The 15,033-nt window shown below is 41.3% G+C and carries 9 protein-coding genes; 1 reads left to right on the plus strand and 8 read right to left on the minus strand.

Going from position 1 to position 15,033, the window contains the following annotated elements; translation table 11 throughout:
- Positions 1–8: 8 nt before the first annotated feature.
- The 8 genes from RRG12_RS09925 to ahcY form a co-directional block, all read right to left on the minus strand.
- Entirely contained in the window at positions 9–2,645 is a 2,637-nt protein-coding gene (locus tag RRG12_RS09925; RefSeq protein WP_420759141.1) for a carboxypeptidase-like regulatory domain-containing protein, read from the minus strand.
- Positions 2,646–2,849: 204 nt separating this feature from the next.
- Complete coding sequence (locus tag RRG12_RS09930; protein WP_420759142.1) at positions 2,850–3,677, minus strand: P pilus assembly protein, chaperone PapD; 828 nt, start codon at positions 3,675–3,677, stop codon at positions 2,850–2,852.
- A gap of 180 nt (positions 3,678–3,857) precedes the next feature.
- Positions 3,858–4,331, minus strand: coding sequence for a hypothetical protein (locus tag RRG12_RS09935; protein WP_420759143.1), 474 nt, complete (start codon positions 4,329–4,331; stop codon positions 3,858–3,860).
- 60 nt (positions 4,332–4,391) lie between these two features.
- On the minus strand, positions 4,392–4,886 hold the full coding sequence (locus tag RRG12_RS09940) for a hypothetical protein (protein ID WP_420759144.1): 495 nt from the start codon (positions 4,884–4,886) through the stop codon (positions 4,392–4,394).
- A gap of 424 nt (positions 4,887–5,310) precedes the next feature.
- Positions 5,311–9,795 carry a translation initiation factor IF-2 N-terminal domain-containing protein gene (locus RRG12_RS09945; RefSeq protein ID WP_420759145.1) on the minus strand — a complete coding sequence of 1,495 codons (4,485 nt, stop codon included), beginning with the start codon at positions 9,793–9,795 and terminating at the stop codon, positions 5,311–5,313.
- A gap of 167 nt (positions 9,796–9,962) precedes the next feature.
- Positions 9,963–10,334, minus strand: a complete 372-nt coding sequence (locus tag RRG12_RS09950; protein ID WP_420759146.1) for a hypothetical protein — start codon at positions 10,332–10,334, stop codon at positions 9,963–9,965.
- A 50-nt stretch (positions 10,335–10,384) separates the two neighbouring features.
- The gene (locus RRG12_RS09955) at positions 10,385–11,302 is read right to left on the minus strand and encodes a histone deacetylase (RefSeq protein WP_420759147.1); all 918 of its coding nucleotides are present in this window, start codon (positions 11,300–11,302) and stop codon (positions 10,385–10,387) included.
- 331 nt (positions 11,303–11,633) lie between these two features.
- Entirely contained in the window at positions 11,634–12,911 is a 1,278-nt protein-coding gene (ahcY, locus tag RRG12_RS09960) for an adenosylhomocysteinase (RefSeq protein ID WP_420759148.1), read from the minus strand.
- Positions 12,912–13,303: 392 nt separating this feature from the next.
- On the opposite strand from ahcY, the gene RRG12_RS09965 reads away from it, so the two are divergent.
- The gene (locus RRG12_RS09965; RefSeq protein ID WP_420759149.1) at positions 13,304–14,962 is read left to right on the plus strand and encodes a mechanosensitive ion channel family protein; all 1,659 of its coding nucleotides are present in this window, start codon (positions 13,304–13,306) and stop codon (positions 14,960–14,962) included.
- The last annotated feature ends 71 nt before the right edge of the window (positions 14,963–15,033 follow it).

Here is a 15,033-nt window from a genome sequence, read left to right on the forward strand (position 1 = left end):
GTTTCCCCTTAGGGAATTGATGGCTGTTGCAAATTAAGCTCTTGAAATGGTTCAGAAGACTCTTCTAATTTCAAGCTACCGGCAGATTTACCGTTGATTTGTAGAGTGTATTTACCCTGCGGCAAGCCTTCTAAATAATAGACTCCAGCACCGTTGGTAACAGAAAAACGCCGAGTCCCCTCATCTGGTTGTATGGCTTCTACCCGTGCGCCTACGATCGCTTGACCTTGAGTATCGGTGACTACCCCCGATCGCGTGTAAGAACGAATTAGCGGAATCATCACAGGGGTATAACTACCAGCAATCACATCAACGGCTAAGGATTCAGCCGCAGCCTGCCAATCAGGCGGTAAACCTGCTGGATCGAGATCGAGGCGATAAACGCCAGGAGACATCCTTACTAAAGTGCGATCGCCCTGGATTTGTGGTAAAAACGACTTCAGAGGTTTATTGTTCAAAGTCAACAATAAATCAGCGTTATCTGTATAAACTTCTTCCCCTCCATCTTGTTTGCCGTTATTATTCCGGTCAAAAAATGGCTTAATTGACAGTCCACCTTGTGTACGGAAATAATTAGAACGGCGATCGCCTGGACTAATACCCCCTTGTAAATTCAGGCTAGAAGCTAAATCTATGCTGAAAGTTGCTTCATCGGAACTTGCCGATACTCCTTGATAACGCGCCCGTAATAGCAAACCTGGTAAAACTGTTGTTGATAATGTCGCTAACAGTCCGCTACCCTGAGAACCAGTTCCATAACCCAACTGTATTTCCCACCTATAAATACCATCAATCGCCTGTTGTTGTGAACGATACCGCCAACTCACACTTAGCAAGCTGTCGCTACGATTTTGATTCTGTGTTTCATAATTTAACAGCAGTGCGCTGCCACCATTAGAAAAGCTGTTTTTAGAAAATTTGTAAGTCAGTTCCGACAAAGTACTGATTTCGTTACCGCGTTGCGTTAATTCTAGTCTCCCAAGACGTTGCAGCAAATTCCAGCGCAGACGGTTTTTAGTATCTAAGCTGACACGGGCAAAGGTAAAGGCATCTTTGCCACTCAAGTTAATTTGCATTCCGCCAGATGTTGCATCAGCTGTGTCAGTACTAGTGAATAAGGTGAATTGAGGTAAAACTCGCCAATCTAGATTAAAACGGCTAGACAAGCGATCGCTAATAAATGCAGCACTCAAGCTAGAAGATGGATTATAGCGAATATCTGTATTCACATCCCACTTATTACCCGTCAGTGCCGAAACTGCTACCTGCAAAGGTAACTTGCCCGGACGCCAAAATAATTCTGCTAAGGCTCTAGGCGATTCGTCATACACTCCACCTAAGCCTACTGTCAGATTTTCTGATAAACCCCAACGCCCAGCAATTCCCCCCCGAAAGTCTGAAAAGTTGCCCAACAGACTTTGATTTCCCAAAGAATTCCGTCGTAAGCCACCAGAAACGATTAATGCTGAAGCACCTGCTGGTAATTGTCCTGGGACTGTAGAAAAAGTAGCCTGTTGAATTTCTGGTTGTGCGGTGAGTCGCCCTTGGGGATAGAGTAAGACGCGATAATTGTTGCCCAAAAATTGATTTTGGCTTTTAATATTTTCAAAGCGGTAAATGCCAGACGAATCAACTAAAATTTCGGCAATTACGCGATCGCCAAAACCTTGTACCAACCGTACTAATGTACCTGGTTCAGCCTTACCAGAAATTGTCCGTCCAATAGCATCTGCTTGTAAACGTTGGCGAGGATCGGAAGAACCGCCACTGAATGGTTGAGGTGGTACAAACCCCTGTCGTTGAATGGATGTAAAACCCCAATAGTCTCCTGTTCCTTGAGTCTGCCAAAACGTTGGCTGGGAACCTACAAAATAATCAGCTGAATTAGTTTGTCGCAAAAACTGTGCTTCGGCAATATTCCAAGTTTGTGGATTTTCTAAATTTGGTTGATCGGTGCGGATGAACCACGAACCACCAAAAGCACTACCAACAGCCAGGAAATCACCTCTATAATTTGTTGGTCTGGTAGCGCTACCGCTAGCATTTACCTTTTGTTCAATTGCGGTGACACTAAACTTTTGAGGTGCAATGTGTGGTAATCCTTCTAGTTGAATTGGAGTTTCCGTTTCTGCCAGTTTGCCACTAGATTGATCTAATCCTGGAACATCTAAAACTATGGCGTATTCATTGATATCAAATTTCGCGGTTACGCCAAATAGAGTTTGTAAATCTTGAATTGTAAAGACTAATCCTAATTCTGGATCAGTACGAATTTTTTTTGGATCAATGCGAGTCACAACACCAGGCGATCGCACTTCTAATTGCCCATCAGGTAAAGTGGTAATATTTAATTTCAACCCTTGAATTACAGCATCATAGGGTAACAGCCAATTTGCAAAATCAATTGCTTCAGAACCATCTTCTTGACCACGCACTAAAACGCTAGGATTGACATTGCGGTTCCCTACATTCAATCCTACGGGAAAAACTTTAAATTCGGAATTATTAGCTAATTGAGCAGTTGTGGGCGTTGGCTGATTTGAAATCGCGGGTGTATCTGCCTTCGCAGGGGTGATAATAATTTGACAGATAAGAGCGATCGCAGCTAGCAGACATTTGCTTTTATTTACTAACTGAAGTTGCACAAATTTTGCATTTATCAGTAAATCTATCTATAAAAATAGAGACATTGCAATGCGATGTCTCTAAAACATATAATGCCCACGCAGCAGGTAAAATTATCGATATTAATGCTGTATTTTACAGCAAGACTAATTCTCGCAAATCAGGCTACAGATACCAGATTTAATTTGAATTTATTAATTACAAATTACGAATTTTTACACAAACTATTTATTTTGTAAGGTAGCCGCTTGTGTAGGAATAGTAATATTTAGATTGAAAGGCAACTTACTTTTTTTATTGTCTTCACCCCAAAACAACTCACCACTTAGCTGATATTGACCGGGTTTGAGGGCTGGTTGGTCTTTATTGGGGTAATTTAATAAGAAATTGCGATCGCTATTTGCCACCACAGCATTAGTATCTATCTGCCCAGTTTTGACAACAGTTTGCCCTTGACGTAAAGTCCAATTTAAACTAGGTAAAACAGTTGCTTGACCGTTATTGCGAACTAAAATTTGAATTTGTTTTTGCTCTGGGTTAAAGCTGGCACCATCAATTGCTAATTGTGGAGAAAGATTGCCTTTTCTGACGTAGAATGTCACGCCAATTCGTGCCACCAAAGTAACGTTATTACCAGCAGCATCTTTGGATTCACTGAGAGTTTCATTAAACACCACCGCACGATATTCCCCATCAGGTAAATTAGGAGCCAAGCGGCTAATGAGGCGCACCCGCCGAACTTCTCCTGGTTTGACAGTCAACTCACGCGGTGAGAATTGTAGATATTTTGTCAGGTCACTGGGACTAGAGGATAAGGTTTGAAACCCCGTATCGCGGCTATATGTGAAAGGTTGAGCATAGATCCGAATCCGAGAAGGAGTCTTACTGGTATTGGAAATTGTAATCATTCCTTGGGCTTGTCCGCGTTCCGCCTTGGCTTCAATCACCAGAGGAGAAACACTCATTTGTGCTTTAGCTGCAACAGGAAACAAAATTAGGGCGAATAAGCCAGCACTAACAGCAGCTAGAGAGCGCCAATTGTTATTAAGCATATTTATAAATATGGCAGGATTGTCAATTTAATTCCTGATTTATAATTCCCAAAAGCAGACTTATTTTATCTCTAGGTAATCAGAAAAATATCTTGTCGCTTGAAGATTTATTCTCTAGCGACAAGATATTCAGCAATTATTTTTCTCAATCAATCTGAAGGAAACGGGAAAAATTTTAGACTATGGCACGATAGTCAAGGTTGTCACATAGCTGTAGCTTCCAGGAACAAGAGGACTGCCTTTATCTACAATCATGTCTATATCCAAAGGCAAACCGCTACCTCCAGGCAGGAACACAGTATTACTACTCTGAGAATCCGTATAGCCAAAAGATGAGTTGATTATCCCAACAGAGTGAATGGGTGTAAAGCTAGGGCCCCCAGTCTGCTGTGGTTTAGATATACTCACTCTGGCACCTTGGTTACAGCTAACAAAAACCTTACCAAATTGTCCTCCGGTAAATCCACCCGCTAGTGTAGTTGGATTAGTCGGCTGGTTGAGTCCCAATTTACCAGGAATAATTTGATCGAAGTTGCAGACACCACCGACATTTGCTGTAAAGGGAACATCAGCAGTTTGTGCCATTGTTTTGGGTGCAACAGCAACAGAACCAACAATTATCAAAGCAGCGGTTAATAAAGAACGACGAATCATTTTTAAATCCTTCTCAAATGAATTAGAGTTCAATCAAACGAAGTCTCAACAAAAAAGCAGTTATGGTGCGATGGTTAAGGTGACAACGTAGCTATAAATTCCTGGCGTAAATGCTACTGGTCGTTCTACTAATAAATTCACCTCTAGATTGGTATTACCTGCTGGCAAAGTTGCGCTTCCACCACCAACATCACTGCGAACATTGGTAGAACCAAATTTTAAAAAGCCAATGTGCGTTGTCCCAGATGGATCGGCACTAGGGCCAGATACAAGCCTGGGGGGAGAAACAGTAACGGTTGCAGATGTGCTGTTTTGTACACCTATAGTGGCAGGAGTTTGTGATTCCAACTTTGTCGAAATTCCACTAGAATTGCCAGAAATAGTTGCTTCAGCAGTACCAGGGACAGAAGAACTAAAGCTAGCTTCAGCTGGAACTGTTCCACTGAAAGGAACATCTGCACTTTGAGCTAGCACAGCTTGATCTAGAACGAATGCCTGCACGCTTAATACACTTGCCAGCACCAGGCTAGAGGTTAACGCTAGACGGTAAAGCATAAAGAAGTTAACTAATTACTTAGCGTTGTCTTATCTCAGTGCTTCTATTAAATTAACTATCAAATGCTACGTTATCGACCGCACAAATACGATACTTATATCTTTAGAAGCAAATTCCGTTAAGATACTTAGCCCAAGTTACGTTTATGAAATTTAGGTTTTCTGCATCTGTCGATTGATGTCATGCTTACGCACGCTACTTTACAGAGTAGTTCAGAACCGAGATTTAGTAGCGAAAAATGCTAGTTCTGGTGAGGTTATACCAATTCAATTGATGATTGCAAAATATCCTTGGCTAAAGACGCGGTGAATTACGTTTCTATAGATGTCTATTTGTCGCATTCTTTTTTAAAATTGGTATTAGTTTGATTAGGCTATCGCCTCAACTTTCTCTACCCAATTTTTGAGATTGTCATCAATAGGTTTAGCTGAAGAGGCGAGATACATCAACCAAACCTCCATGAAGACTGACGATATTTGAAACTTCAGAATACATACTTCCGACTTTACCTGATTGATGGGTAAATAAATTATGACAACCCACAATTATCAGCAGTTCTTGAGCGCGGGAAAAAGCAACATTTACTCGTTCTGGCTTTTTAGCAAAACCCACATCTCCTTTACTATTGTTACGAACCATACTCACAATTACAACGGGTCTTTCCATCCCTTGAAATCGGTCTACTGTACCAGTACGAATTTCTAGAGAAGGGAAAAGTTCAGATTGCAGACGTTCGTCAATTTTTCTTAATTGAGCGCCATAAAAAGTAATTACAGCAATTTCTTTTTTCGGTTCACCATTAGCAACTTTAGAAGCCCAAGTAGTCTCGAACTGTTGACATAGATGTTCAATCGCATCAATTTCTTGAGTATTAAAGTAAGAAGTTCCATTTCGTTGCTCTAGAAACTGATTTTCGATAGGCGTTTTTACCCAGATAAGATGCTGAGATTCTTCGATAATTTCACCTGCTAGATGATGGGCGCGTTTTGTATCCGGTTCTAAAATACCAGATTCTAGTTTGCCATCATAAAACTGATTGATTGCACCCATAATAAATGGATGCATTCGATATTGTGTAGTTAGCATTTGTTTGATGCTTTCATCAGCAGATTCAAACTGACTTTTAAACAGTGATTCTTCTAAGAATTGTAGTTCGTCTCGTGTATTACCCATTGTTTGAGCAACTTCTTCTACAGTGCTAGTATCAAGCATGGGTGGTAATTGCCGATGATCGCCTACCATTACTAACTTTTTGCCTTTCAATGCTGGGATTAGTAACTCTGGTGGAGTACACTTACTAACTTCATCAATGATGACGACATCAAAGGATTTGAATTCTTCCGAAAAACCTCTGCTTGCAGCTTGAACACAGGTGATACCGACGACGTTAGCATTATCTAAATAAATGTGTCTTAAATCGTCGCTATCGCGTTCAGTTGGCTGTCTTAATTTTCCTATCCAATCTTGTACAAAATTCTGATACTTATTGAGATAATTTTCATCTTTTTGTAATTGCTGTTGCCAAGATTCAAACTGAACATTGATTTTGCGTAAAAATTCTAGATTAAATAAGTCACCATGAGAATTTTCGAGCTTAAATTTATCAGGTATTGTTTGCCATTCTGTCAACCACCAGTTTCTTTCTACTATTAAATTTTCTGATGGTTGTGGTTGTGATTTTTGTTCTATTTCGCGTAGATTAGTTTGTAATTGTTGAAGCTGCTGTAGGGAAACTTCAGTTTCTTGCTTTAGTTTTGAGAGATGCTGGTGTAGAGAATTTTTAATCGTCTCCAGCACAGAAAAAGGTTCTAGTGATGAGATTAAGCTTTCAAGCTGACTGATACAAGTTTCCCAAGAATTTACTTGATTTGAGAATTCTTGCGGCTGCTCCCAAATATTTGATTGTGTTGTGAGATATTTTTCAATTAAAATGCGTAATTGAGCAGGTATATTTGGCTGTTGATTAAGTTCTTGCAAGATATTAATCACTCGTCCAAGCTGCAAATTAGCATCTTGCTGTGCTTTTTCAGCCTCAGCTTGAGTAATGGATATTTGCTGTTGGCTAACTTCATTTTTCTGAAGTTCATTTAATTGTCGTTGCAAATGCTGAAGCTGTTGTTCAGTTTCCGTTTTGACTTTTAAAACGCATTGACGCGCATTTGCCAGGATTATATCTAGCAATTCTTGTGTAATGCGGGTGAGAGTGGAGTCAAGATTATTCCATTCCCATGATGCGCCATAAGTCCGTTGCATTCTAATTAAGAAAACCTGGGTATTCTCAACCAGTAATTTTCGCTGTTTGGGGTTGAGTAGCTGATAATTGTTAAACTGTTGATAGGTTTCTTGCCATTGGGTGCGATCGCTCTTTGATAGCACCATTGGAATCTGACTAAAATTTTCTTGTAAAAAATAGCTAAAATTATGCTGTTTACCTCGTCTGTCAGTAAAACCTCCGTCTATTTCATAAGCGATCGCCTTTGTCAATAACTCCCATTCTGGTAGGTTAATTTTATATACTTTTGGTACTATTGGTAATTTTAATGTATTAGCAAACATCAACAAACCTAGCGGCAAATCCACTAAATTTTCTGTTAGTGGTAAACCTGATTGCTGACATTCTTTTAAGGTTTGATACAGATGGGAAGGCGCTGTAGATTTCCATTCTTTCACTGCTGAGATAATATAATCAATTTCCCGTTTACGGTTGTCCCATATCTGGATTGTTTGCTGTAGATTTTGCAGTTTGGTAAGATATTGCTGATAATCTGGTTGTAGCTGATTTAACGAGGCGAAATTTTGTTTGACAACCTGCACTGAAACCGCAACTTCTGATATAGCTTTACTTGCTTCTTGAGCATAAGTCAAAGCAGTTTTAAATTCAGAAATTTCTATTGCTACAGTTTCACGCAACCAAGCTGCTAAACCAAAAGCGCCAAGCGCCGGACGCAAAAAGCCAAGTTCATTAGTATATTTGATGGTTTGACGAACATTTGCTAAAAATTCTTCTACTAAACTGTTATCTTCTGTGTAAGGCTTAAGAAGTGGCAAAAAATCTGTGACTTCTGGAACTTCCCAGTTGATATTTGGAGCAGCACTTAGTATATTTTCTAGCCCTGAAATTAGAGATTCAACTTCACTCTGTTTTTCTAGAGTTTCGTTGTAAGATGTTTCTTGGTTTTTAAAGTTAGCCTCTAGCTTTAACTTATTTTTATTGAATTTAATTTGTTGCTGATTAAATTCTTCCTCTACTTGTAAGTAAGCTGTAAATCTTGCTGATGATGCCAGCAATTGACTGAAAACTTGGATATTTTCGAGCCGTTGAGTCAGATTATGTTCACAGTCAGTTGCAGTATTTTCTAGCCATCTACCAATCACTTGGTCTTCTAAAAATGGCTGTCCTTCCTCGCCAACTTTCTCGGCTCTACCTTTGCGTACAGCCCGAATTACTGGGTTGTGAACTAATCGACTGAGGGCGTTATCTACTGCTAAATTGGCTTGAGAAGCAATTAGAGTTCGTCCACCACGAAGGGCAATTTGATAGCAAATCTCGGCAATTACGGTAGTTTTACCAGTACCCGGTGGCCCTTGAATAAGAACAAGATCCTTAGCGGCAAGTACCTTTTCTACTGCTGCTTTCTGACCAGGATTAGCAGAAGATAACAACAAATCTTGTGGCTGAAGTTCAACAGTTGTTTTGATTTGTCTAGCCTGAGAAGCATCGAATAAAAAGTTGCCTAAATAGGGATTTTGAGTGTAACCATTATTCAAATCATCTAAAGCTTTTTTCTTACGCTGAATCTGCTGAATATCACCAACTGCCTCAAAACACAAAAATCCTGTATCTGGCAACTTATAACGTTCTGTTGCCATGAATTCAGCTAAGTCTCGTTCTAATCTCAGACTGATAATACAACGGTTGGGGTCAACTTCCTCAACAGTCCCTAATTGACGACCACTAATCCAATTTTTGCCGACGGGAGCAGTTTCAAAAAGCTTCAAATCTTCGTTTTTTGTGCGTCTTGCTCGTTCCCAAAAATTGTCAACATCAAGGGAATTTTGATAAAAGCCGTCAAGGGTGGCTGAGGCTAAATCTATTTCAAAACTTATGCGTCTTTTGAAGTTATAGTTATGACTTACATAACGCACGCAAAACTGACGCGCTTTAGCGATTTTTTCCTCAATCTGCAAAAAGGCTTTCCAAGCTTTCAGCTGATCTTCTGTGGGTACATGGTCGCCACAAACTGGCGCAGCGGCGATGCGTTTCAATGTTGCGGGCGGTATGTCGAGATGATGCTGATGATTAGGCAGCAAACGCAAGCGACAAGGTACAGCATAGCTATCGGCGTGTGCCCGTGAGGGTTGTAATAAGTAAGCCGACAGTATTTTTAAACTGCCGCGTCCATCTTTTTGTACAGCTGCTCGAAATCCTAATGTTTTTCTGAGCTTCTCTAGTCTTGCGGGTAACTGAAACTCATCGGAGTCTGTTGCTATTGTCAAATCCCAAATTTCTTCTCTTGCCTCTTTCCCCGCGCCTTTGCGACGCACATAAAAGAGAGAAGGTTTTTTACCGACACATTCATACATTAACTCATTGGCGCGATCGCGCCGCTCCCGAAATTCGGGATATGATTTCAGGGCAGTTTCCCCTTCCAGATGACGGATAAAACTATCAATTGCTGAAGCTATAAATGTATAGCCCCAATCTTCAGAGGTTATTTTAGTAGTTTTCGATGATTTCGCTGTTAGTTTATTTACTGCTACACGAATGCGTTCTGCCTCGGATTCTGAGATACTGCTAGTATGACTTTTGACTGCAATTTTGAGCTTTTCACAAATTACTAATAGCTTTTTACTATCTAAATTTAATTCTTTTGCTAGTTCGTAGATTCTGGGTTTGCCGTTATTCATCCACTGCTGCCTTTGCACACAAAGTTTTTATATTTTAAAACTTACGCAATAACTCTCTGAAAGTTTTATTCCTTCTCTTCTCTACGAGAGGCTGCACCAAATTTATGAAAATCCTGATTTAATATAATAATATTCATTGTAAATGTTGCTACTAACCTGGGGCAGTGTTAGCCCAACTGTCTTGAACGTTTTAGGAATCTAACACCACTTTTTGCGACTACTACAAGCATGATTATTATGACACCATAAAACAAGGCATCTAATAAAAATGCCCCAAGATTTATATTCTGGAAATCTTCAACCCCGATTCTCCCCCAGCCGTGTACAGGTGAGCCAGCATTATCGTCATGCACTATTGGGAATGGAAACCCAGCCGTTAAGGAATTACCACCCATACATGCATTTAGAGGACATGGTTCACTGAAACAGAATCGCTCACAACCAGGAGGATTCTGATACCACAACGATAATAGAACGAATGGAATTCCTAACAATGAACTCAATATTATTGCTGCGATCGCTTTGCTAAATTTGCTCATTTAAGGAACTTCCAAAGCATAAATTCATCAAAAAAATTCAAGCTGCTGCATCAAAGTTTATATTGGCGGTAAACTTCACTGGCGGCGCGATGCAGCAGGGAATGCCGCCAAACTAAGGATTTCATATCATCAGCATAACCGCCGCCGATGACGCAAGCGACAGGATAACCGCTACTCATACAGGTACTTAAAACCTGCATTTCGCGGCGAAAAATCCCGGCATCGGTAAGGGCTAATTTGCCTAAGCGATCGCCTATGTGAGGATCTACACCTGCATCATAAAATACTAAGTCTGGCTTGACTTTAGACAACAAATCTGATAAGTAATTTGCCAAAGTTTGTAAATAAGCATCATCTTCCATTCCCACCGGCAAAGGAACATCCAAATCGCTGTTTTGTTTAGTACCGGGGAAATTGACTTCGCAGTGCATGGAGAAAGTAAAAACGCTATCGTCGTCTTGGAAGATAAAAGCTGTGCCGTCTCCTTGATGGACATCCAAATCCACAATGAGGATTTTTTGGACAAGTCCAATTTTTTGTAAAACGCGACAGGCGATCGCTAAATCGTTGAAAATACAAAAACCAGACCCATAACTAGGAAAGGCATGATGAGTTCCACCAGCAGTATTGCAAGCTAAACCTTGACTTAATGCTAGTTTAGCAGTAAGTATCGTACCACCTACCGCGACACAGGTACGATTTGCTAATGCTGGACTCCAAGGCAAACCAATGCGACGCTGTGCTTTGGCATCTAGGGTTCCTTCGCAATAAGCTTGAACATAATTTGGGGTGTGGACTAACTCTATCAACTCTAGGGGCGGACGTTCAGGTGTGTGAAATTGTTCTTGATTAGCTACATCATCAGCTAACAGCAATTCGTAGAGTTTTCGGAATTTAGACATCGGAAAGCGATGTCCTTCAGGTAGAGGAGCAATATAATCTGGGTGGTAAATAATTGGCAAGTCCATAATCAAGAAAATCTCAAGCAGCTAATCTGACAACTAGTTACCTTGGTGGGGTAAAGGATAAGGGGTAAAGCAATACTTGTTGGTTAAGGGGAAAAGGTTAAAGGGTAAAGGTTAAAGGTTTTTTCTTTCCCATTTTCCCCAAAACCCGACAAGTATTGGCTCCCACCCCACTTTCCCCTTTAACCTTTCCCCTTTCCCCTTTAACCTTTCCCCTTTACCCTTTAACCTTTCCCCTTTACCCTCTACTAAATAACAGATTGCAGTATGTGCGAAACACAAAAAAAGGGATAAGCCCAAAAGCCTATCCCCAAAAAATCAACAAATCAATGTATCAAGTTCCTGAAGTCCAAGAATTGATGTACTCAATTTGGTCAGCAGTTAGGCTATCAATCTTAATACCAATAGCTTGCAACTTCAGCCGCGCAATTTCTTGATCAACTTCAACAGGAATTGAGTGCAAACCAGGTTCCAACTTACCTTTATTCTTCACCAGGTATTCACAAGCCAAAGCTTGGTTCGCAAAACTCATATCCATAACTGCGCTGGGGTGTCCTTCAGCCGCAGCCAGGTTAATCAAGCGTCCTTGTCCAAGAACGACAACTGATTTACCATTTTTCAACTTATATTCTTCGGTGAAAGGACGAACTTCCTTGATTTCCTTAGCTTGTGCAGCCAAGTATTTCAAATCAAGTTCCAAGTCAAAGTGGCCGGAGTTACAAACGATCGCACCGTCTTTCATGACATCGAAGTGTTCACCGCGAACGACGTGCTTGTTACCAGTCACAGTGATAAAAATATCACCTTGGGGTGCAGCTTCAGCCATTGGTAGGACGCGGAAGCCATCCATTACGGCTTCAATTGCCTTGATGGGGTCGATTTCGGTAACGATGACGTTAGCACCCATCCCACGGGCGCGGAGGGCTGTACCTTTACCACACCAGCCATAACCGACGACGACAATGTTTTTACCAGCCAACAAAATATTTGTGGCGCGGATAATGCCATCTAGGGTTGATTGCCCAGTACCATAGCGATTATCAAAGAAGTGCTTGGTGTCGGCGTCGTTGACGTTGACTGCGGGGAAGGTGAGAACGCCTTCTCTAAACATGGCGCGTAACCGCACAATGCCGGTGGTGGTTTCTTCGGTGCTACCAATCAAATCAGCGATTTGGTGTTGGCGTTGTTGCACCAAAGTTGCAACCACATCGCTACCGTCATCAACAATAATGTTGGGGCGATGATCTAAAGCTATTTGGACGTGGCGGTTATAAGTTTCGTTATCTTCGCCTTTTTGAGCAAAGACGGGAATTTCATGATCGAGGACGAGGCTAGCGGCTACGTCATCTTGCGTTGATAGTGGGTTGCTAGCAATTAAAAGCGCGTCTGCACCACCGGCTTTCAGAGCGATCGCCAAATGTGCTGTTTCGGTTGTAATGTGGGCACAAGCTACAAGGCGTAAACCAGCGAAGGGCTTTTCGATAGCAAAGCGATCGCGGATTTGCTGCAAAACTGGCATTTCGCGTCCAGCCCATTCAATGCGCTGTCTTCCCAAGGCAGCTAGGCCGAGGTCTTTAACCTCGTGCTTTAATCGGGGAGAAGTTGCGGTCATCAAAAATTACCTCAAAAAATTAAAAAAGTTACGTAAATTTTACGCACTCTACTAGGTTATTGTACAACTTGCGATTTTTGCTTGTATTTAGCAAATCACTAGTCAATACTCCTCAAGACTAGCTTGACGTTTGCTTACCCTAATGTCAACTTCATCGCCAGGTTCTTTCTTTTTGTTTTATCTTTGGTAAGAGGAATACTTTTTTCAGCCTTGTTTCCTAATTTTAGGTATATTGTCATCTGTCTAAAGATAGAAAACAAACACAAAAACATCGAAGTTTCATCATTTGAAGAGAAAACCTCAACTTTAGATAGGTACATTTACCCAAAGAAATTGCGGAGGATGGTTATAGAAGTAGTTACTAGTAAATTTTTTTTCAAGGAGGTGTTTGAGTGCGTTTTCAATTTTTGGCGATCGCCAGTTCAATGGCCATAGCTGTTGTATCTGTGCCAAAAGCCACAGCCCAGATCCCTTTTCTCCCTCAACTGCAAGCTCCCAGTAGTGTGAGTAATGACACAGATAACAGAATTGTTTCGGGCTGGGTTTATTTAGATGGTCGGCGGTTGTTTCAGATAGCGGCATCAAGAACCAACTTTCCCGAACGTATAGAAAACATCCAGCAGAATTTGGAGAGAATTAGCCAAAGTTACTTTCAGTCATCTGGAAACAACGAAGCCAAGGTAGAGGTTGGGAAAGTAAATGACTTACCAGTAATTTATATCAATAGCCAATACCTGATGACGATTACTTCCGATGATGCCAGATTGCGACAGGTAGATATGGCGACATCGGCAAATCAAATCAGAGATGCCTTGCAACAAGACTTGCAACAAGCAAAGGAAGAAAGACAAACTCAATTTTTAATCGACCAAGGTAAAATTGCTGCGGGCATTGGATTGGTGATGATTCTCATGAGTTTGGGGGTATATAGCTGGCAGCAACGTTCCAAAAAGGATTTACTAAACCCCATTGCCTATCAAACCAACATAGGGGCTTTAAACTCCCCAATTACACCAGCAGCAGCCCAACCAATTGCAACACAACTGAATCAACAGCAACATCGACATCTCCAAGAAGTTAAGAGACGATTGTTTCAGCTAAGTCAAGCTGGAATTTGGGGAGGTGGAAGCTTCTTTATTTTGGGTCTATTTCCCTATACACGAGCGTTTCAAGTCGGAATTCTCAATGCTGCCCAATTTCCTTTGCGATTAGGTGTCGTGTTATTGGGAACCTATGTAGTGATCCGTTTAACCTACGCCCTGATTGACCGCTTCACCACCACTTTAATTAGCAGTGGTGCTTTACTGACTCCAGAAAGTTCTGAACGGCTGCAACTGCGAGTTTCCACATTTTCTGGTGTGACTAAAAGCATCGCTACTGGGATCTGCGTAGGAGTAGGCTTCTTGCTAGCGCTGGTGGCATTGGGGATAGATATCGTTCCCTTGCTAGCGGGTGCGAGTTTAGTTGGTGTTGCGGTGTCTTTAGCCTCGCAAAACTTAATTAAAGATGCGATTAATGGTTTCTTGATCATTCTAGAAGACCAGTACGCTTTAGGCGACGTGATTAATGTGGGAGACGTGGGAGGCTTAGTAGAAAATTTGAATCTGCGGATGACCCAACTACGGGATTCTGAAGGACGCTTAATTACGATTCCCAATAGTGAAATTAAAGTTGTTGCGAATCTTTCTAGTCGTTGGTCAAGAGCCGATTTAACAATTCCCGTCGCCTACCAAGCCGATACAGAAGAGGCTTTGAAGTTGATTAAAACTGTTGCCGACAAGATGAATCAAGAACTGCAATGGCAACGTCAAATTTTGGAACCGCCGCAAGTTTTGGGAATAGATCAATTTGGCGATCGCGGTTTGATTATTCGCGTCTGGATTAAAACACAGCCTCTCAAACAATGGGATGTTGCACGAGAGTTTCGCCGTCGCCTGAAAATTGCCCTAGACGAAGCTGGAATTTCTATTTCTGTGCCTCAACAAGCAATTTGGGTCAATGATGATCAGTTGTTAAATTTTCAAGGTAATGGCAATGGCAAAGCTAATTAGAAATTTGGCTTCATAACCGCATTCTTCAGTTACCTCATTCCCAGTTTGAGACCTACGGTGTACACACAAGT

This window comes from Nostoc sp. CALU 546 (assembly GCF_048836525.1).